This window comes from Gorillibacterium timonense, from assembly GCF_001457415.1.
GTDB lineage: Bacteria > Bacillota > Bacilli > Paenibacillales > NBRC-103111 > Gorillibacterium > Gorillibacterium timonense.
Genome location: NZ_LN881721.1, coordinates 409,306 through 429,257 on the forward strand (window position 1 = coordinate 409,306; position 19,952 = coordinate 429,257).

A 19,952-nucleotide genomic window follows, 5' to 3' on the forward strand; every position below is an offset into this window, starting at 1 on the left:
TTGACAAGGGCTACTTTTGTTGATATAGTTCGTTTAGCGAACTGTTTGCTTGACGAACTACTTGTCCGTTGAACCCTTTGACAACAGGGAAGAGAGGAGGCTGTGATGAGACCGGAGCTTTTGAAGGAGATCATCAGCCGCTACATGGCGGCGAACTTTACGATAACCCGCAGGATCGGGGCGATGCTGCGCGAGATTATGCCGGAGTTTATTACAGAGGATCAATACATGATCCTGCAATTTATCAAGGATAAGTCGGAGCAATCGACGACCTCCACGGAGCTGGCGAGCATTTTTTGCGTGGGGAAGAGCACCATCACCGCTATCGTAGCGCGGATGGAAGCGAAGGGCTGGATTCTCCGACAAGAGGATGCCAGGGACCGCCGGGTAACCCGACTTTTGCTGACGGAGGAGGGCCTGCGGCTGGCGACGGAGCTGACCGCGAGGATTGAGAGCATTCTTGCTCATTACCTGAATGAATTTGAAGACGAGGATTCGGAGCGGTTTATTCAGCCGTTTGAAAAGCTGGCCAAGCTGCTGTCAGAGCCGGATGAGAGGAGAGAGACAGAGAGATGAAAACCATATTAAAATTCCGCTGGGTCATTCTCATCTTGTGGATCGCAGCAGTGGCAGGATTGGCTGTGACGGCTCCGAGCATGGAGACGCTGGTCCGCGAGAAGGGGCAGATTACCGTTCCGGACGGTTACTCCTTCAGGCAGGCGGCGGACTTGCAGGCGGAGATGAACAAGGACAGCAAGGAGAACGGCGAGAGCACGGTGCTCGTCTTCCACAGCGACGACAAGCTGACCTCAACGCAGATGGAGGATATCAAGTCCACCGTTGAGAAGCTGAAGGCGGAGCAGGAGAAGCTCGGCATTCTCTCCATCACGACCCACTTCGACACCAAGGAATTGGAAAAGGAAATGGTGTCCGAGGACGGCAAGACCGTCCTGGTGCTGCTCGGCGTGGGCTTTGGAGACCGGACGGCTTCGGAGACGCGCGAGGCGTTGTACGACGCAGCGAGCGGCAGCAAGCTTGAGCATTACTATACGGGGAACTGGCTCATTACCGAGGATGTGGTCGAGAGCTCGCAGACCGGCCTCAAGAAGACGGAGGGCATTACCGTCGTCTTCATCCTGGTCATTCTGTTTGCGGTGTTCCGCTCGGCGGTCACTCCCTTCATCCCACTCATCTCGGTGGGCTTAAGCTACATTGCCGCCCAGTCGGTCGTGGCCTTCCTGGTCGACCGGGCCGGTTTCCCGATCTCCACCTTCACGCAAATCTTCATGGTGGCGGTTATGTTCGGGATCGGGACGGATTATTGCATTCTGCTGATCAGCCGGTACAAGGAAGAGCTTGCGGCAGGCGGAGACAAGAATGAGGCGATCCTCACCACCTACAAGACGGCGGGCAAAACGGTCCTGGTGGCAGGAGCGGCGGTGCTGACCGGCTTCGTGGCCATCGGCTTCTCCGAATTCTCGCTGTACCGTTCGGCGGTAGCGGTAGCGGTCGGCGTATCGGTGTTGCTGATCGCACTGGTGACCTTCGTTCCGGTTCTGCTCTCGCTGCTCGGCCCGGTGCTGTTCTGGCCGGCCAAGGGCGGCATCACCCACCGGCAAAGCCGCCTGTGGGGAACGGTAGGCGGCTTCTCGGTGAAACGGCCGCTCCTGGCCCTTCTCATCGTGGCCGTCGTAACGGTTCCGTTCCTGTCGATTTACACGGGAGCGCAGTCGTTCAACTCGCTCGATGAAGTCGGCAGCAAGTACAATTCCGTCAAGGCTTTCGACCTGATCTCGGATAGCTTCGGGCCGGGCGAATCGCTTCCGGGCAGCGTGGTCCTGAAGACCGATCACTCGCTTAGGAGCGCCGAAGGGCTGGCGCAGGTCGAGCAGATCACCCGCGAGCTGCTGAAGGCGGATGGCGTGAAGACCGTGCGCAGCGCGACGCGCCCGACCGGGGCCATCCTCTCCGACCTGCAGGTGGCCGACCAAGCCGAGAAGGTGCAGAGCGGCCTCGGCCAAGGCGCGGAAGGGCTGACGAAGATCTCCTCCGGGCTTACGGAAGCGAGCGGCTCGCTCAAAGCCAATGAGCCGAAGCTGAAGGAAGCCGCAGACGGAGCGAGTCAGCTCGTAACGGGAACGGACGCCTTGAAGAACGGCGTCGTTCAGCTGAGCGACGGGCTGAAGCGCATCGAGCAGGGCCTGAAGGACGGCTCGATGGGCGCGTCCGAGCTGAGCGCGGCGATGACGAAGGTGAAGGCCAGCGCCGATCAACTGGCGCAGGGAAGCCAGACTCTGCTCGCGAGCTACAAGAAGCTGGAGACGGGGCTCGGGCAACTATCCGGTGCCTACACGAAGGTGGCGACGGAAGCCGGCAAGCTGGCCGATGGGCTCACCAGCGTAGGCCAAGGGCTGACCGGCCTTGGGGTGAAGTATCCCGAGCTGAAGACGGACCCTGTCTTCCTGCAAACCCAAGGCGCGCTGACGCAGCTCCAGGACGGAGCCACCCAGCTGAGCCAGGGGCTGACTCAGCTGAACAGCCAGTTGGAAGCCGTAAGCGGCGGCCTCGGGCAGGCGAACGCCGGGCTGGCGCAAGCCGCCGGAGGGCAGGAGCAACTGGCTGGAGGCCTCGGACAGCTCGCAGCGGGCATCGGCAAGCTGCAGCAGGGCTTTGAGCAGGCCGCAGCCGGGCAGGGCCAGGTGGTCGGGAAGCTGCCGGAGCTGACCGGTGGAATCGACAAGCTGAGCGAGGGCCAGAAGCAGTTCGCTCAAGGCTTCTCCGACCTCGGCGGGCAGCTGTCGCAGCTGACGGATGGACTCGATCAGAGCGTCAGCGGCCTGAACCAGGTCACGGACGGCATCAAGTCGGCTCAGGATTACATGAAAGCCTTGTCCGTTTCGTCAGATAAGCAGTTGGCCGGCTGGTATGCGCCGGATCAGGCTCTTGAAAATGCGGACTTCCAAAAGGCGCTCGACACGTATCTGTCTCCGGATGGCAAGATCGTCCGCTTCGATATCATCTTCGAGGGCAATCCTTATGACGTGAAAACGATGGAACAAACGGAAGGCGTCAAGCAAGCGATGGATCGGGCGGTGAAGGGCACCGATCTGGAGAAGGCCGAATACGCCGTCGGCGGCGTATCGAGCATGAACCATGACTTGAAGGAAATCTCAGGCGGCGACTATACCCGCACGGTCATCTTCATGCTGATCGGCGTCGCGATCATCCTCATTCTGCTGTTCCGTTCGCTCGTCATTCCGATCTACATTATACTGTCGCTTCTGCTGACGTATTTTACGTCCATGGCTATCACAGAAGTGATCTTCACCCGCATTCTGGACTATCCCGGTATCAACTGGGCGGTAACGTTCTTCGCCTTCACGATGCTGATCGCTCTCGGCGTCGACTATAGCATCTTCCTCATGGCGCGCTTCAAGGAATATCCGGAGCTGCGGGAAGAAGATGCGATCCTGGAAGCGATGAAGAACATGGGCTCGGTCATCATGTCGGCGGTCGTCATTCTCGGTGGCACCTTCGCCGCCATGCTGCCCTCGGGCGTACTGTCCATCCTCCAGATCGCAACGGTGGTGCTGACCGGACTCGTGCTCTACGCGTTCATCATGCTGCCGCTGTTCATCCCGGTGATGGTCCGTACCTTCGGCCCGGCCAACTGGTGGCCGTTCATGCGCAATCGCGCGGAGCGGTAACGGCGGGGCGGCAACGCCCCACGTTACCCTGCACCGACACCGATCGGCGTGGGGCTTCAAACCGACAAACAGATCAAAGCAGCGGAAGCCGATGTCGGAATCCGGTCCTCTAAGGGCCTTCCGGACTTAGCATAAACTCGCTGTAAGATGGAGTATCCGGTTTGAAGACATGCACTAGAAAAAAGCGTCCTCTTCCTATCAGCTAGACAGGAGGAGGACGCTTTTTCGTTTTTCTTATAAGGGGCAGACAGGCTTCAACTGCTATTCGTCTGCGGTACACTCCTTAATGGATCGAGCACGAACCATCCTGGCAGCCGTCATCCTCTTCGCCTTTGGGGCTGCTCAGTATCGTAAATGGCTGCGATTCTTTCCAGGCAGTCTCCAGCGCTTGACGGAACATTTCGCCCGGTTGTGCTCCAGATACGGCATATTTGCGGTCGAACACGAAGAACGGGACTCCTCGCACGCCCAGCTTTTGCGCCTCGTCCTCATCCGCACGTACATCGGCAGAATGATCAGCGCTGGCAAGCAGCGCAAGAGCTTCATCCCGGTCCAATCCGGCCTCAACGGCCAAGTCGGCTAAGGTTTCATGATCTCCCAAGTGCCGGGAATCCGTAAAATAGGCCCGAAAGAGAGCTTGAACCATCGGACTCGCCTTCCCTTTCTTCGCGGCGAATTGCGCCAATCGGTGAGCATCAAACGTGTTGGTCAGCTTCATCGTATCGAATTGGAACGTAAGTCCGGCAGCCTCGGCTTGCTTGGCGAGATTTTCATTCATGGCGATGGCTTCTTGCCGGCTCATCCCATATTTCTCTGCGAGCATGTCGTGAACGTCATGGTCGATCTTCCGTGGGGCATGAGGATCAAGCTCGAAGCTTTTGAAAATGACCTCTACCTCGCCTTTATGCTCAAATTGGTCAAGCGTCTCCTCAAGCCTTTGTTTGCCGATGTAACAGAAGGGGCAAGCAAAATCGGACCATATTTCAATTTTCATGATGGAATCTCCTCCATTTCTGCGTCATTCCGATGTAACCATTTTAGTTACATCATACTGCTGATGTCAAGCCAGTCTCCTCCCGATTCAGGTTGACATCGTACTCGCTGGCTGTTTTTTAACCAATCAAACGTTATAATGGGGGAATTATGGGAACGCACAGAACGGAGCAACTTTTCCTATCGGGGGCTTGTGATGAGAACGATACTGATTCTGGAAGACGACGAGAATCTAAGCCGAGGCATTGCCTTTACTTTTGAGAAGAGCGGCTACCGCCCTCTTACGGCCGGCAATATCAAGGAAGCGAAACGGCAACTGGAGCAGCATAAAGCGGATCTGATCCTGCTGGATTTGGGCTTGCCCGACGGCAGCGGAATGGACTTTTGCAAGGAGCTCCGAGAGTACTCAGGAATCCCCATCATCATGCTGACCGCTTGCGATTTGGAAATTGAGGAAGTGTCCGGCCTGCTGGCGGGAGCGGACGATTACATCACGAAGCCCTTCTCCTTATCGGTTCTCCGTGCAAGAGTGGAAGCGCTGCTTCGGCGCACCGAGGCGGGAAGCCGCCCGTTCATTTGCTCAGGGCCCTATAAGCTGGATGCGGATTTGTTCAAATTTTATCGCAGGGATGAGGAAATTCCCGTCAGCATCACGGAATTCAAGCTGCTCTCCTATCTGATGACCAATACCGGGCAAGTGCTGTCCAAGGAGCAGATTCTGTCCGCCCTGTGGGACAAGGACGGCAACTTCGTGGATGAGAATACCCTGCCGGTCAACATTAGCCGGCTGCGCGCAAAGATCGAGGACGATCCCAAAAATCCAAGGACGATAAAGACCATTCACGGGATCGGCTACATGTAGAACGGAGGAGAATGAGCGTGATCCTCGCCATATCCATTGCCCTACTGGCTGCTGCCCTATGCGCCTTCGTCTCTTGGTTCAGCTACCGTTATGTGAAACGATCGTTTGATGCCATGGATCGAATCCTGGATGGCGTGCTGGCCCGACATGCAGACTTCTCGATGGAAACGACGAGAGATAATCGTCTTTCCAAGCTTACCCACAAAGCGATTAAAATCATTCAAATGAGCACGATTGACGTCAAGCAGACCAAGCAGGAAAAGGAAACGATCCAAAGCTTTCTGTCAGACATGTCCCATCAAATGAAGACGCCATTATCCGGAATATCCATGTACACCGACCTGCTGCTGGAAGGGAATACGACGGCAGACGAACAGCAGGAGTTTTTGACGCGCATCAAGGCCGGAACGGAAAAGCTGCAGTGGATGATGGTCAGCCTGGTGAAAATGTCCAGGCTTGAGGTCGGAGCTATCGAGCTTGTCCCCGTTTCGGCAAGCATCAAGCCAACCCTCTCCCAAAGCATCAGCGACGTGTATATGGCCGCCTCCAAGAAGAACATCACCATCCACACCGAGCCTTTTGAAGATGTTCTCCTGCTCCATGACCGCAAATGGACGGGCGAGGCGCTAGCCAACCTTCTGGAAAACGCCGTCAAATATGCTCCTGCAGGCAGCGTTATTCAGTTGTCCGTGGAAGCCATGCCGATCTATACCAAAATCAACATAACGGATTACGGCCCAGGGATTGATCCGGATGAATGGAACGCGGTATTCAAGCGGTTCTACCGGGGAAGGAATGCTGAGGGAGTGGAGGGCGCGGGACTCGGACTCTTCTTGGCTGCGATGATCGTTCAGAAGCAAGGCGGGTACATCCTGGTGGATTCCAAACCGGGGCGGTATACCACCTTCTCTTTATTCTTACAAAACGGTAAGAAATAAAAGCAATCCCGTCAAAAGCCTGTAAGAACTGCGGGTTATGATAGGGGCACTAGAGAAGGGAGGACTGCTGCGTGTCCGTATTAAAGACAGAAGGATTGAAGAAGGTTTATGGGAAAAGCCCCGCCCAAGTGAAGGCCTTGGATGGCGTTGATCTGGAGGTTGAGCAAGGAGAATTCGTCGCGATCGTCGGGACCTCCGGTTCGGGAAAAAGCACGCTTCTCCATATGCTCGGCGGGCTGGACAAGCCGACGGAGGGTAGTGTTCTGGTAGAAGGGAAGGACTTATCGGCCATGACAGACGAGCAGTTGACCATCTTCCGCCGCCGGAATGTGGGGTTTGTCTTTCAGAATTACAACCTCGTTCCCATCCTGAATGTGTACGAGAACATCGTTCTACCAGTTGAATTGGATGGCGGCACCGTCGACAAGACCTTCGTAGAGAATATTATCGAAACGCTGGGGTTGTCGGAAAAGAAGCACCAGCTGCCGGGTCATCTGTCCGGAGGGCAGCAGCAGCGCGTTGCCATTGCCCGAGCTCTGGCCATGAAGCCATCCATCCTGCTTGCCGATGAGCCGACTGGGAATTTGGACAGCAAGACGAGCCAGGAGGTCTTGGGTATTCTGAAGATGACCTCTACCCGCTTCCACCAAACCATCCTGATGATCACCCACAATGAGCTGATCGCTCAGCTCGCGGATCGGGTTATTCGGATCGAGGACGGCCGGATCGTCCTGCCGGAAGCGAGGTGACGGGATGCGGAACAATAATGGAGCGGTGATCCGACGGCTAACAGCCAGAAGCCTTCGGACCAATAAACGGAGAAACTTCTACATCACGATGGCCATTGCCCTCACGACCTTGCTCCTCGCATCGGTCTTCAGTATCGGGATGAGTCTTCGGCAATCCATACGGGTGCAGGAGCTGCGGCTCATGGGGACGGCGGCCCATACGGCCGTGACTCAGCCGACGGCAGCCCAGTTGGAGCAGCTCAGGCAATTGCCCTATGTGAAAACCGTAGGGACGGGCAATTTTGTCGGTTCTATCAAGAGCACCCCAGAGATGGGGGATATGAACCTGTCGCTGTACCATTTTGACAAAACCGAATGGGAAGAGCTTCGAGCGCCTGCCGTTACCGATATCGTGGGCCGCTATCCGCAGAACGAAGACGAAATGATGATTCCTCTGTGGGTGCTGAAGCGGCTGGGGATCGAGAGCCCGACTATCGGCATGGAGATTCCGCTGACCTATTCCATACGGGACGGGAGCGAGAATCACGAGTTCAGTCGCGTGTTTCGTCTGTCCGGCTGGTACACCAGCTACATGCACATTCGGTCCGGCAACATTGATTCCCTTCTGGTGTCTCAAGCGTTGTCGCAAAAGCATGGGAGAACGGTTGAAGCCGAAGGAGTCGCTACCGTAAGATTTACCGATTCATCGCCGACCAAGATTATGCAGGATAGCGCACAATTGGAGCGGGATCTGGCTCTGACCCTTAACCAGAAGGTGAAGAATGTACCCGCTTATGAGTTCGATTCCGATTCGATCCGGTCAAACTTGATCGCTCTTGCGGTCATTGTCGCTTTTCTAGTTCTGACCGGCTACCTCTTGATTTACAACGTGCTGTATATCTCGGTTACGCAGGATGTGCGTTTTTACGGCCTGTTAAAGACCCTCGGAACTACACCGAGGCAAATTCGCCGCATCGTGACCGGACAAATGGTTCGTCTGTGTGCAATCGGGATTCCTGTCGGCGCGGCAGGGGCCGCACTTGTATCCTCCTTTGCCGTGCCGCTGTTCATTTCCCGTATGGGCACCATCTCGACAGGGTCGGTCGTTTCCTTCTCGCCTGTCATCTACCTGGGCGCTGCTGCCTTTGCTTTGCTTACGGCTCTTCTGGGAGCCTTCAAGCCTGCTCAAAAGGCTGCGCGGATCTCGCCCATCGAAGCACAACGGTTTACCGGCATCCAGATGACGAAGGGCCACGCGGGTTCATCGGTCCGGGGCAAGCCGTACAAAATGGCTCTGCGGAATATTTTTCGGGAAAAGAAGCGAGCCGTAATCGTGCTTCTGAGCTTGTTCCTGGGCATCACTACGTTCACCACTGTTCTAACTCTGGTCAAGAGCATGAACACGGACAACTTTATCGCCTCCTATATGAAAAGCGACTTTGAGCTAAAGAACAATACGTTGGATACGACCGGTCCCCCCAAACAAAAGTTCGACGCGGCCTTTATGGAATCTCTCCACGCTTTGCCCGGCCTGGAGAGCGTGCGCAGCATGACGAGGGAGTGGGGCCGTCTCGATTACTCCTCTCAGCAGTTTGGCGACTATGTGACCGATTACTTGCAGCGGAATCAAGCGAGCCATATGACCGAGTCGATGATCGCCAACCATTTCAGCGGGTTGATTGCGGGCATCGAACGCGATGACCTCGAAGAGTTGAATCGTACGCTTGATAAGCCAATCGATCTCGACGCTTTTGACCGCGGCGAAATCGCTCTCATCGCGACCGACAATCCGGACTTGTTTCGAAAGGTCCAGGAGCTCACGCTTCACCCTATGGAGCAAACGGAAGAGGCGGGCATTCACGATGAAGCCGGTGCTCGGCCCAAAACCATTCGACTTGGGGGTTACGTGCCCAAGATATTCGAGGGTGTCGGCTACAGCCTGGCGCCGACTCTGTTTGTGTCTAACTCCTTCATGCGCGACCTGTATGGGGACCCGGTAATCGCTCAAGTGAATATTGATGTATCGAAAGGGAATGAGAAACAGGTTCTCGACTCCTTAAAGCAACTGATGGACAAGGATTTCGAAATGTCTCGCACGTCGAAGCTGGAGGCGCAGGAGGAAATGCGCGACGCCAAGCTGATGATGTATATCCTTGGCGGAGGCATCGCGTTGATCCTGGCTTTGATCGGCATCCTAAATTTTGTGAATGTGATGTCCGTCGGGATCATGGTCCGCAAGCAGGAGTTGACCACGCTTGAATGCGTCGGGATGAGCCGTAGGCAGGTCAGAAGCATGCTGATCAGCGAGGGGCTCGGATACGCTGCGATCACATTGGTTCTTGTCTTCACCGCAGGGACCGCTGCCACCTTCGGGATCTTCAAGCTGTTCCAGCAGCAGGCCACCTACGCCGTCTTTACCTATCCGATTGTTCCGATGGCGATAGCGAGTCTCCTCATTATTGCCGTTTGCGTCACAACGCCGGAAAAGGTGTACCGTTCCATCTATAGAGCTACCTTGGTTGGACGGCTCCGAGATGTCGAATGACGAAGACCTCTAGATAGCGGCCGTGAATTATGAAAAAGGAGAGCGAATCCCGTCGGGAGCACCTTGCCCCGCCTGATTCGCTCTCCTTTATTCGTTCCAATCGTTACTTTCCTTCTTCTGTATTCGATGGCTCCAGGAGAGGCAATTGGGTCACGTAGCTGTCGGATAGGTTCAACAGCTCCAAAGCGCGATCATATTCGCTGTGCGTGACTCCGTTTCCTCGGATGATGCCGTCGGCCAGCGGATATTGGGTGCCGTCCTCAAAGCCGCTGCCCGGAATAAACAGCCCGTTTTCTCCGATCAGGGAGCCGGTCGGGAGATAGTAGCGCTCTGGCAGCAGGTTGTGCGATTGATTCAGCAGATCCTGCCCAAAATGCAGCTGTCCGTCGAGGGATACCCCCGTCAAGTTGGCGATGGTCGGCTGGACGTCGACTTGGCCGCCCATTTGATCGAAGACGGCGGGATAGGTAACCCCTGAAGCGATCATGAGGAGCGGGATGTTGAACATGTCGGAGAAGCCATATTCCCGTCCGAAGATGCCCTCCATCAGATCCTTCTCTTGCTTTTCAAGCGAGTAGATCGGCAAGCCGACATGGTCGCCATAGATCACGATCAGGCTGTTGTCATAGACGCCGTTCGCCTTCAGCTCGTCGATGAACTTGCCGAGCGCATAATCGGCATAGCTCTGGGCGCGCAGGTAATTGCCGACAAAATTGTCGCGATACTCTTCCGGCAAGGTGATCTGGTCGAGCTCTTCCGGAGTCGTAAACGGGTGATGCGCCGTCATCGAGATGACATGAGCGTAGAAGGGCTTGCCGGAGGCTTGCATCTTCGCCAGCTCCGCACTCGTCTTCTCGTACAAGACTTCGTCCTTCGGTCCGAAGAACACCGTATCGTCCGTGCCGAAGAACGATTGGTCGTAATAGCGGTCGAAGCCGATGGCTTTGTACAAGCCGCTGCGGTTCCAGAATTCCACCACATTCGTGTGGAATGTCGCCGTGTCATAGCCTTGAGCCTTCATCAGCTTCGGCAGACTGGGCAAGTCGTGGTCCACATAAGACATGGTGGCCGCTCCCCGGCGCGGGATGTACATGGAGGTGTTCACGACGAATTCGGCATCTGAGGTGTTCCCTTGGCCGACCTGCTGATAGAAGTGGTTGAAATAGAAGTTTTCGCGGACCAGCTTATTCAGGTTCGGCGTCACTTCTTGACCGTCCACCTTCAGGTTGATCAGGAAGTTTTGCAGCGATTCCATTTGAATGATGATCACGTTGCGGCCCTTCGCGGCTTCCCAGAACTTAGGGCTAGCGGGAACTTCGATTCCCTTCAACTGATTGATGGTAGCTTGGTTGATCTGGTTCAGGGCGACTGGCTGCTGCTTCTCTTCGTCGGCGAGCAGGGTGTAGGCTTCATAGCCGATGATGCCCATCTGCTCCGCTTTTTTGAGCTCGCTCATGCTGGCCCGGTTGGGCAGGACATTGAACAGGCACAGGAACAGGGACAGGGCGAACAAGGCGGTAACGACGCTACGGCGTTCTTTTTTGGCGGCTAGGGCCTTCCATTCTACTGCGCGTTTGCTGCGGAACAGATAGAAGCCGATCACGATCACGTCCAGAAACAAGAGGAGGTAATAGGGCTGCAGAAGCGAGAAGACGCTGTTCTTGACCGCCGTCACCTGATTGACCTGTTCGAGAGCATGGTAGGTCGCGATGACGCCATAATACTTGTAATACATCACGACGGTGAAAAAGAGCGCCGTCACCGCCAGGTTGATCCCGAGGTAGATCGGCAGCTTCCGCTTGGTAGCGAGCCACTCGACGAGGCAGAAGAGAATCCAGATAAACGGCATTTCCGTAAACAGAATATTAAAGGTAACTCCGCTGTCAAAGAGTACGGACCAGGCCAGATAGCTTTTGAGAAGTAGAATGAGAGAGAAGAAAATGAACGGCTTAAAGAAGTAGCCGCGGACATTCTTCAGGAAGGGCACGAATAGCCAGCTCCTTTCGGGAAAACATCATTCCCATTATGATCTGAGGGGTACCGGATGTCAAAAGGTAATTACCCGTTTTTTGGGGAATTGCTGGGCGGTTTGAGTCTTTTTTCACAGCGGAATGCGATGCGTGAGCTTTTGCAATGAATGGGTGAGTGCGAGTGCACGGTACCCCTCATTGTTATGAATGCAAAGCGGCGTCAATGAGCGTGGAGCAAGGCGCGGAAACGGCGGATCATGGAGCGGATTACATGCTAGGCACACAACCGGGAAACATGCTATACTGCAAAAAGAAAACGTACGTTCGTAAAACGTGGGGTCGATTCGATCCCACCTGTCGGAAGGTGAAGCCGCTTTGTCCGAACGGGTATGGTCTGTCCGCTCTGTTGTTGAATACGTGTACCGATCCGGCAGTCTGGGGTTCGGTTTCGGCAGCGCAGCCGCTTTTCAAGAAGGAAGCCGCATTCATCGCCTCGTCCAAAGCCGGTACGGAGAAGAGGACCGCAAGGAGCTCTTCCTCCGCGCGGAGGTGGAAGAGGGCGATGCCCGCTACACGCTGGAGGGCCGCTGCGACGGCCTGCTTCAGCCGGGAGCGGATCGGGAGCTCATCACCATCGACGAGATCAAGTCCACCTCCGGCAGCCTCGAGGAGATCGAGGAGGACAGCCATCCCGTTCACTGGGCGCAGGCTTACTGCTATGCATGGATGTATGCCCGGGCGGAGGGACTGGAGCAAATCGCGGTTCAGCTCACGTATGTCCAGACCATGAGCGAGGAAGAGAGGCGCTTCGTGCGCATCTTGACCGCGGAGGAGCTGGAGTCGTTCGTCGCGAGCGTCGTGCAAGTCTATGCTCCCTATGCCCGCCTTCAGGACGATCATTTGCGCCTCCGGGAAGTGAGCATCCGCGAGCTTGGGTTTCCCTTTGAGCGCTACCGCAGAGGACAGCGGGAGTTGGCTGCCGCCGTCTACAAAACGCATCTGGACGGCTGCAGGCTGTTTGCCAAAGCGCCGACGGGCACGGGCAAGACGATCTCCACGATCTTTCCGACGGTGAAGGCGGTCGGGGAAGGCTTGCTTCGCAGGCTCGTCTACCTGACTGCCCGAACGACGACCCGGACGGCGGCGGAGGCCGCCTTCGTGCGAATGGAACGGCAGGGACTTCATCTGCGCAGCGTGACGCTGACCGCTAAGGAGAAGATCTGCTTCCAGGAGCAGGTGGATTGCCGCAAGGAGAGCTGCCCGTACGCGGACGGCTTCTACGACCGGCTCAATGCCGCGCTGCTCGATCTTCTCGGTGAAGAGCGGCGCATCACCCGCGACAAGGTGGAAGCTTATGCCCGCAAGCACCGGATCTGTCCGTTCGAATTCTCGCTCGAGGCCGCGTACACCGCTGACGTCGTGATCGGCGACTATAACTATATCTTCGATCCCCGTGCCTCCTTGCGCAGGCTCTGGGAGGAGGAACGGAAAAAGACCGCCCTGCTCGTGGATGAGGCGCACAATCTGGTCGACCGAGGGCGGGAGATGTTCTCCGCGGAGCTGGGCAAGGACGATTTTCTGGCGCTGAAGCGCGCGTTCAAGAGTGTGGACCCTGCGGTGCACCAGACGGCTGCCGAAGTGAATGCCGTCTTCATCAAGCTTCGCAAGAAAGCACACGAAGCGGGGAGCCGCTTCTTCGTGATGCCGTCTCCGCCGGACGGCTTGAGGGAAAGCCTGGAAGGTTTTCTTCAAGCCGCCGAAGGGCGGATGCAGCGGGCTCCTGAAGAAGGGGAACCGCGCGAGTCCTTGGTGGACGCTTTCTTCCAAGTCCGTCACTTTCTGCGGATCGGGGATGAGTATGACGAGCGGTATGTCACGGTGGTCAAGGAAGAGTATAAGGGCTTCCGTCTAAGGCTCTCCTGCTTGGACCCTTCCCTGTCCCTCCAGAGGATCACGGAAGGCTTCCGCTCCACGATCTTCTTCTCGGCCACCTTGGCTCCGCTTGGGTATTACCGGGATATCCTTGGCGGCGCGGAGGAAGACCTCCGGCTTGCACTTCCGTCCCCGTTCTCCCCGGATCAGCTCGATGTTTTGCTGCTTCCGTTCTCGACCCGGTTCCGCGACCGGGAGCGGACCAAGGAGACGCTCGCGGCGCGCCTGGATGAGCTCTTGCGGGTGAGGCCCGGACGCTACCTGTTCTTTTTTCCTTCCTATGACTATCTGCTGGACGTTCTTGAACGGGTGCGCGAGCATCAACCGCCTGCCCGAATCCTCGTCCAAAGCGGAAGCATGAGTGAACAGGAGCGGGAAGATTTTCTTGCCTGCTTTCAAGAGGATACGGGCGAACGGTTAGTTGGTTTCGCCGTAATGGGCGGAATCTTCGGCGAAGCGATCGACCTGGCTGGCGATCGGCTTACCGGAGTTGCCGTCATCGGCGTCGGCCTGCCGCAGCTCGGACCCGAGCGGGACCTCATCCGCGATTACTATTCGCGCACGGACCGGAACGGCTTCGATTATGCCTATGTCTATCCGGGAATGAACAAGGTGCTGCAAGCGGGCGGCAGGCTGATCCGCACGGAGCAGGACCGGGGAACGCTGCTGCTCGTGGATGACCGCTTCCAGGAATCCCCTTACCGCTATCTGCTGCCTGCCGAATGGCAGCCTATTCGCGCGCTGCAGGCGAAGGAGCCGATTCCTCCGTTCGCACACCTAGCGCGGTGTGCCCCCTCACATAGTCAACTCAAGACCGTGGAATCCGGATCTCCTCCCCTACCTATTGACGCAGCTTCGCAATCACATGATTAGGGTTTAGGGTTGACTGCGCACCAGCCGATTGGCGGGACGCCCTTCTGGAGTAAAGCGGAAGTGTTCGAGGGAATGGTACAGTGGTTCTCCGAACAGAGAGTCGTAGATCCTCCGCCAAGGGTGGCCGGTATAGCAGCGGTTGGCTTCTGCATAGCCATCTCCCAGGTAGAAGGTGAGGCCGACCTTGTGGGGATACTCTTCGAAGGGACCTGCTCCGACACAGTCGCAGGGGTGTGTGAAATTGCGAATGCCCGCAAGAGTCACCCCGGAGCTGTCGGGGAGTCCGCCGTCAAACTCGGCAGGGAGCAGCCAGTAGCAGCTCGGAGCGGCGAATGTGATTGCCTCAAGGCCGTGGATCGCCGCCGCATAGGCTGCCAGCGCGCCTCCTAGAGAAAAGCCCGTCAGGATGAGCCGCCAGTCGGGATAGTGGAGGAGGAGCGTGGAGGCGAGCGCAGCCGCCAGACGGAATTGGCCGAGGTCGGCGATGGCAGCGGAACGGCTGCGCGAAGGGAAGCCGGTCCGTGCTTGATTTACGAGTTCTCTGAAATCGCGGTTGGCGAGACCCTCCTCCACCTTGTCTCCAATCCATTCCGGGAGAGCGAGAAATAAGCCGTCCGTCATCAGATCGGCGAGCCAGGAAAGCCAGGAGCTGGAATTCCGGCCTTCCCCGGTACCCCGGAAGGCCGCGACGATGCACTGCCGCTCGGAATGAACGAAGCAGGCAGCGTCAAAGCCGGTCGGCGGATCATGAAGCCCGCTCTCAAGCGGCAGCGTCCGCCAGCCGGGCAAATGCTCCGACGGTTGCTCGGCCAAGATTCGCCGGTATGCAAGCCCCGCCATTCGCCAGCATTCCTCCTCTGTCACCGTCCCCGTTTTTGCCAAGGATAAGCCCGCCCCTTCTGTTTTACGTTCCTATAGTATTTGAAATTCGTTCCGGTTTCACAATAAGAAGGGTCAGAATGTCGTCTATGTGGCTTAAGGGGGATTGCGAATGGATCATCTACCCCATACCGGCAACGATTCGGGAGAGACTCAACGGGAAGAATCGCTCGGGTCGATTCCGAAGGAGGTTCTTCTTCAAGCAACCCGCTATTTGCGGGAAGCGCATGATCTGGATGCGATACTGACTACCGCGGAACGGCTGCCCACTTGGGTTGCCCGCAATCGCCTTGTCCTTGCCGGACATTTGGCTGAGGATCGGGAGAAGACAGTGACCCTCGACATCGACTTGACCAAGGGGAAGGTTCTAGACGCGGGAGTGCCTGAAGGATCGAGCAGGCTCACTGATTCGGAAATGCCCAAGGAACCGAGCGGACTCGTGTAATCGGGGTGACCCCGGAACCGTAGTAATGAGCAAATTGATGGATTAAGTTTCCCCCTGAACATGGGGCAAACTAACGGATCAAAATGCTCCCAATGAAGCAAACCCAAACGATCGAGACGCACCCGGAGCACCGGCCACTCGTAACAATCAGGACGCCTTGCGCCGAACGACTCCATTCATTTCGGGCATCCGAACGTGGGGTAGGGAGGTCGATGTCGGCACTCGCCTTTTGCGGCAGAAAAAGGTATGGTAGAAGGAGCGGAAGAAGCTTCCACTGGTTAGGCAACATCCCAATGAGGTAAGGATCAGGATAACCCTATTCTTGACGAGGAGGATGCAGGATGAGTGATTTGCTGAGAAAGGCGATTAATCTAGGTGTCGGACTCGCGGTTGCCAGCAAGGAGAAGATCGAACAATACGCCGACGAATTGGTGGCTAAGGGAGAGCTTGGCAAGAACGAATCCAAGGATTTCGTGAACCAATTGATCCACAAGGGCGAAGAGCAGCGGGATGAACTGAAGGGCATGGTTCGCGAGCAGGTGAACAAGGTGCTGGCCGAGCTGGACATTGCCACCCTTCAGGATATACGCCGACTTGAAGTGCGGGTCGCTGCTTTAGAGGAGGCGCTTCGGAAGGAGAGGACAGCGCCTGTCTCGCCGGTCGCGGGAGCGGAAGGTGTGCTTTCGCCGAATGAAACGGCTACAGCCAAGGGGGATGTCGCAGCAGCGAACGGAGATGCTTCCACCTCCGATTCGGCTGAATCCGCAGAAGGCCCGGATCGGCTGATCCCCTAATATGGTAATTAAACTCCGCCACACCAAGCGGTACAAGGAGATCATCGCCGCTTTGGTTCACCATGGCTTCGGGTATTTGGTGGAGGAGATGGGCCTGCTCCAGCTTCTCTCCCTCCCCCGGAGATGGCGGCGCGGGCCTGAAACGCCTGCCAAGACGCTCGGAGAGCGCGTCCGGCTTGTCCTGGAAGAGCTGGGCCCGGCATTCGTGAAGCTCGGCCAGCTCTCCAGCACGCGGCAGGATCTCTTCCCTCCGGATATCCTCCGGGAATTGGAGAAGCTTCAAGATGATGTCCCGCCTTTTCCGATGAACGAGGTCCGGGATATCCTCGAACGGGAGCTGGGGAAGCCCCTGGAGGAGAGCTACCGGGAATTCCGTGAGACGCCTCTCGCCGCTGCTTCGATCGGGCAGGTCCATTATGCCCGCCTGCATACTGATGAACAGGTGGCGGTCAAGATTCAACGTCCCTCTGTCGATGAGAGGATCCGTCTGGACCTGGAGATACTGGCGGAGCTGGTTCAGCTTGCCGAGCGTCGGATCGCTTGGGTGGCGCAGTACCAGGTGGCCGATCTGCTGGAGGAACTATCGAGGTCGATGCTGGACGAGCTGGATTATACCCATGAAAGCCGCAATACGGACGCCATCGCCCGCCAATTCGCGGCGAACTCGCATGTGGTCGTCCCTCAAATCTACTGGTCCCATACCACCGCCAAGGTTCTCACCATGGAATACATAGACGGGATCAAGCTGAACCATGCCCGCGAGCGGGACAAGGAGCAGTTTCGGGAGGAACGGGTGGGTGAGCGCTTCGTAAATGCGATGCTGAAGCAAATCTTCACCGATGGGGTGTTTCATGCCGATCCGCATCCCGGGAACCTTCTCGTGCTTCCGGGTGGGCGCATCGTCTTCATTGATTTCGGTATGGTCGGACGGCTGAGCGAGGAGATGCGCTTCCACCTGATCTCCTTTCTCATCGCCATGATGAGAGGCGACAGCGAAGGGCTCGTTCGGGCGGTTCTCCAGCTCGGCATGGTCGGAGAAGATGCAGACATGATCGTGCTCGAGCGCGAGATGGAGCGGTTGAGAGAAAAATATTATGAAGTTCCGTTTGCGGAGGTTAGCCTGGGCCAAGCGCTCGGCGATCTGTTCAAGGTCGCTAACAAGCACGGAATCCGCATTCCCTCGGATTTGACCCTGCTCGGCAAAACCCTGCTGACCATGGAAGGGGTAGCGGCAAGCATCGATCCGGGGCTCAGCATCGTCAGCCTGGCGGAGCCCTTTGGACGCAAGCTGCTGAAGGAGCGGTTTCGTCCTTCCTCCATCCGCAAACGAGCATGGAAATCCGCCACGGAAGCAGGACGGTATGCGCTGCAGCTTCCCAAGGAGATTCAGCAGATCTCTCGCCTCATCCGCACCGGCAAGCTGAAGCTGGACGTCGGCATGCCGGAACTGGAGGTCATCCTGCGTAAGCTCGACCAGGTCAGCAACCGCATCACGATCAGCATCGTCCTGCTCTCCTTCAGCATCGTGCTGGTCGGCCTGATGATCGCTTCGTCGCTCGGAGATAAAGCCAGCTACATCCTGCATTTTCCCGTGATGGAGATCGGTTCTCTGATCGCCGGGCTGATGCTGCTCTGGCTGCTGTACTCGATCTTTAAATCAGGCCGATCTTAGGAGTAGGCCGCTTGGAGCGGAATGGAAACGGGTGACTCTCTTTGAGGGCTGCCCGTTTTTTTCGTGGAAACGATGCTGAAGTCATGAAAGAGGGATTGTCTTCAGAGCTTGCCTGCGTTAAAGTGGTAATCAAATTCAATGCGGGATATCTGCATGGCGCAGGGCGGGGGAATCGGAAGATGGAGGCATCGAGGCGGTGGAATCCGAGACTTTTCTGGGGGCTGGGAGCTCTCTTTTTTGGCAGTCACATGCTGTATACGCTTCTGGACGCCAGTCACGACCTGCTGGTTTGGCTGCTGCTTCCCGCGTGGGCGGCAGGGATGGGGCTGCTTTGGGCGGTGCTCCCTTCTCTTCGGGCGATGAAGCCGCTCACCTTCTGGCTGCTCTTGATCGGATGCGCCGGTGGGCTCCGGCTCGCTGCGATCCTGTGGGTGGATACTCCCCCTTACTCCGATTTTCAGATCATGTACGATGCGGCGAGGAGTGCGGCGCGGGGAGAATTCTCCTTTGTCCGCACCGACTATTTTACCCGATGGAACTATCAGCTTGGCTTCACGCTGTATGAGGCGTTCATCCTCAAGCTGTCCGGCGGCTCTCTCTTTGCTCTGCGCTTCGTCCAGGTGCTGTTGGGGACAGGATCGGCCTGCGTCGTTTACGGAATCGCCAAGGAGCTGTTCGGCCAAACGGCCGGAAGAGTCAGCGCCCTGCTCTATGCGCTTTATCCGCCTATGATCCTGATGGGCTCCGTTTTGACCAATCAGCACCTATCTAATTTCTTGTTCGCTCTCGGGGTCTATTTCGTCCTTCGCCTCGATAAGAGCCGACAGGGATGGTGGGCGGCAGGGCTCTGCCTGGGACTTGGGCATCTCATTCGTCCACTCGGCGTCTTTTATGTGACGGGTGTTGTTTTGTACGGATTGGCGCTCCTGCTGAGAAGCTCCGATCCGTCAGCTCGGAAGCGGATGGCGATGAGAGTTCTCGGGATGGCGGCGGTCGTGGTTTTGCTCCAGCAGGTCTTTTCTTATTCACTAGTTGAGCGGAACATCACAGATGGCCCGCTCGCAAGCCGGGAACCTTACTGGAAGCTGATGGTGGGCTTGAATGCCGGAACGACGGGGGCTTGGTCGCCGGAAGACGAGGAATACGCCTCCAGTTATCCGCTCGGGGAACAGAGGAATGAGGCGGAGTTAAACCAAATTAAGGAGAGGCTCTCCGATCCGGCGCAGTTATCTCTCCTGCTGCTTCGGAAGTACAAGGTACTGTGGGGCACGGCCGATTCCTCTCCCTATTGGGCTCTGTCAGCCACCGATAAAAAAGGGGCGGAGAGCGGAGCGATGCGGGTAGAGCGGATCTTCTTTCTCATTATCTCTTCGCTCTGCTTCCTCTCTCTTCTGCGTCTATGGCGCGACAGAGCCGGAGCTGCGGCCTCAGGCGCCCTTCTGCTCCTGCTTCTTCTTGGCGGATATGCCCTCGTCCACCTCTTCATCGAAGTGCAGGTGCGCTACCGACTGGATGTGCTGCCCTTGTATCTGGTCTTTTGTGGCTATGGGCTCGTTTGGCTGCGGGAGGTCAGGCCACCTGCAAGGAAGCCACCTGCGTGAATAACGACCGGAT

The 19,952-nt window shown here is 56.8% G+C and carries 14 protein-coding genes; 11 read left to right on the plus strand and 3 right to left on the minus strand.

Features of this window, described 5'->3' with window-relative positions; translation table 11 throughout:
- Positions 1-105: 105 nt before the first annotated feature.
- Positions 106-576, plus strand: coding sequence for a MarR family winged helix-turn-helix transcriptional regulator (locus tag BN2684_RS03935; RefSeq protein ID WP_058300865.1), 471 nt, complete (start codon positions 106-108; stop codon positions 574-576).
- Positions 573-3,707 (plus strand): efflux RND transporter permease subunit, encoded by a 3,135-nt coding sequence (locus BN2684_RS03940; RefSeq protein ID WP_058300866.1) that lies wholly within the window; start codon positions 573-575, stop codon positions 3,705-3,707. The genes BN2684_RS03935 and BN2684_RS03940 overlap by 4 nt, the downstream gene beginning before the upstream one ends.
- A 283-nt stretch (positions 3,708-3,990) precedes the next feature.
- Here BN2684_RS03940 and BN2684_RS03945 read toward each other — a convergent pair whose 3' ends face one another.
- Positions 3,991-4,701 carry a DsbA family oxidoreductase gene (locus BN2684_RS03945; RefSeq protein WP_058300867.1) on the minus strand — a complete coding sequence of 237 codons (711 nt, stop codon included), beginning with the start codon at positions 4,699-4,701 and terminating at the stop codon, positions 3,991-3,993.
- A 195-nt stretch (positions 4,702-4,896) separates the two neighbouring features.
- Between BN2684_RS03945 and BN2684_RS03950 the strand changes: the two genes are divergently transcribed.
- The 4 genes from BN2684_RS03950 to BN2684_RS03965 all read left to right on the plus strand — a co-directional run bounded on the left by BN2684_RS03950 (position 4,897) and on the right by BN2684_RS03965 (position 9,773).
- Entirely contained in the window at positions 4,897-5,562 is a 666-nt protein-coding gene (locus BN2684_RS03950; protein ID WP_058300868.1) for a response regulator transcription factor, read from the plus strand.
- Positions 5,563-5,579: 17 nt separating this feature from the next.
- The gene (locus BN2684_RS03955; RefSeq protein ID WP_058300869.1) at positions 5,580-6,500 is read left to right on the plus strand and encodes a sensor histidine kinase; all 921 of its coding nucleotides are present in this window, start codon (positions 5,580-5,582) and stop codon (positions 6,498-6,500) included.
- Between the two features lie 71 nt (positions 6,501-6,571).
- Positions 6,572-7,249 carry an ABC transporter ATP-binding protein gene (locus BN2684_RS03960; protein ID WP_058300870.1) on the plus strand — a complete coding sequence of 226 codons (678 nt, stop codon included), beginning with the start codon at positions 6,572-6,574 and terminating at the stop codon, positions 7,247-7,249.
- Positions 7,250-7,253: 4 nt separating this feature from the next.
- The gene (locus tag BN2684_RS03965) at positions 7,254-9,773 is read left to right on the plus strand and encodes an ABC transporter permease (protein WP_058300871.1); all 2,520 of its coding nucleotides are present in this window, start codon (positions 7,254-7,256) and stop codon (positions 9,771-9,773) included.
- Between the two features lie 103 nt (positions 9,774-9,876).
- On the opposite strand, the gene BN2684_RS03970 is transcribed toward BN2684_RS03965, so the two are convergent.
- A complete protein-coding gene (locus BN2684_RS03970; RefSeq protein ID WP_058300872.1) occupies positions 9,877-11,760 on the minus strand; it encodes an LTA synthase family protein in 1,884 nt (627 codons plus the stop codon).
- Positions 11,761-12,118: 358 nt separating this feature from the next.
- Here BN2684_RS03970 and BN2684_RS03975 point away from each other — a divergent pair, with 358 nt between their 5' ends.
- The gene (locus BN2684_RS03975; RefSeq protein ID WP_082651742.1) at positions 12,119-14,548 is read left to right on the plus strand and encodes an ATP-dependent DNA helicase; all 2,430 of its coding nucleotides are present in this window, start codon (positions 12,119-12,121) and stop codon (positions 14,546-14,548) included.
- A gap of 3 nt (positions 14,549-14,551) precedes the next feature.
- Here BN2684_RS03975 and BN2684_RS03980 read toward each other — a convergent pair whose 3' ends face one another.
- Complete coding sequence (locus tag BN2684_RS03980) at positions 14,552-15,430, minus strand: lipase family protein (protein ID WP_148449880.1); 879 nt, start codon at positions 15,428-15,430, stop codon at positions 14,552-14,554.
- A 109-nt stretch (positions 15,431-15,539) separates the two neighbouring features.
- Between BN2684_RS03980 and BN2684_RS03985 the strand changes: the two genes are divergently transcribed.
- The 4 genes from BN2684_RS03985 (at position 15,540) to BN2684_RS04000 (ending at position 19,939) form a co-directional block, all read left to right on the plus strand.
- The gene (locus tag BN2684_RS03985; protein WP_058300874.1) at positions 15,540-15,872 is read left to right on the plus strand and encodes a hypothetical protein; all 333 of its coding nucleotides are present in this window, start codon (positions 15,540-15,542) and stop codon (positions 15,870-15,872) included.
- Between the two features lie 341 nt (positions 15,873-16,213).
- Positions 16,214-16,666, plus strand: coding sequence for a phasin family protein (locus BN2684_RS24680; protein ID WP_108722147.1), 453 nt, complete (start codon positions 16,214-16,216; stop codon positions 16,664-16,666).
- A 1-nt stretch (position 16,667) separates the two neighbouring features.
- Positions 16,668-18,338: an ABC1 kinase family protein gene (locus tag BN2684_RS03995; protein ID WP_058300875.1), complete on the plus strand. Its 1,671-nt coding sequence runs from the start codon at positions 16,668-16,670 to the stop codon at positions 18,336-18,338.
- Between the two features lie 179 nt (positions 18,339-18,517).
- Positions 18,518-19,939: an ArnT family glycosyltransferase gene (locus BN2684_RS04000; RefSeq protein ID WP_159065757.1), complete on the plus strand. Its 1,422-nt coding sequence runs from the start codon at positions 18,518-18,520 to the stop codon at positions 19,937-19,939.
- Positions 19,940-19,952 lie beyond the last annotated feature (13 nt).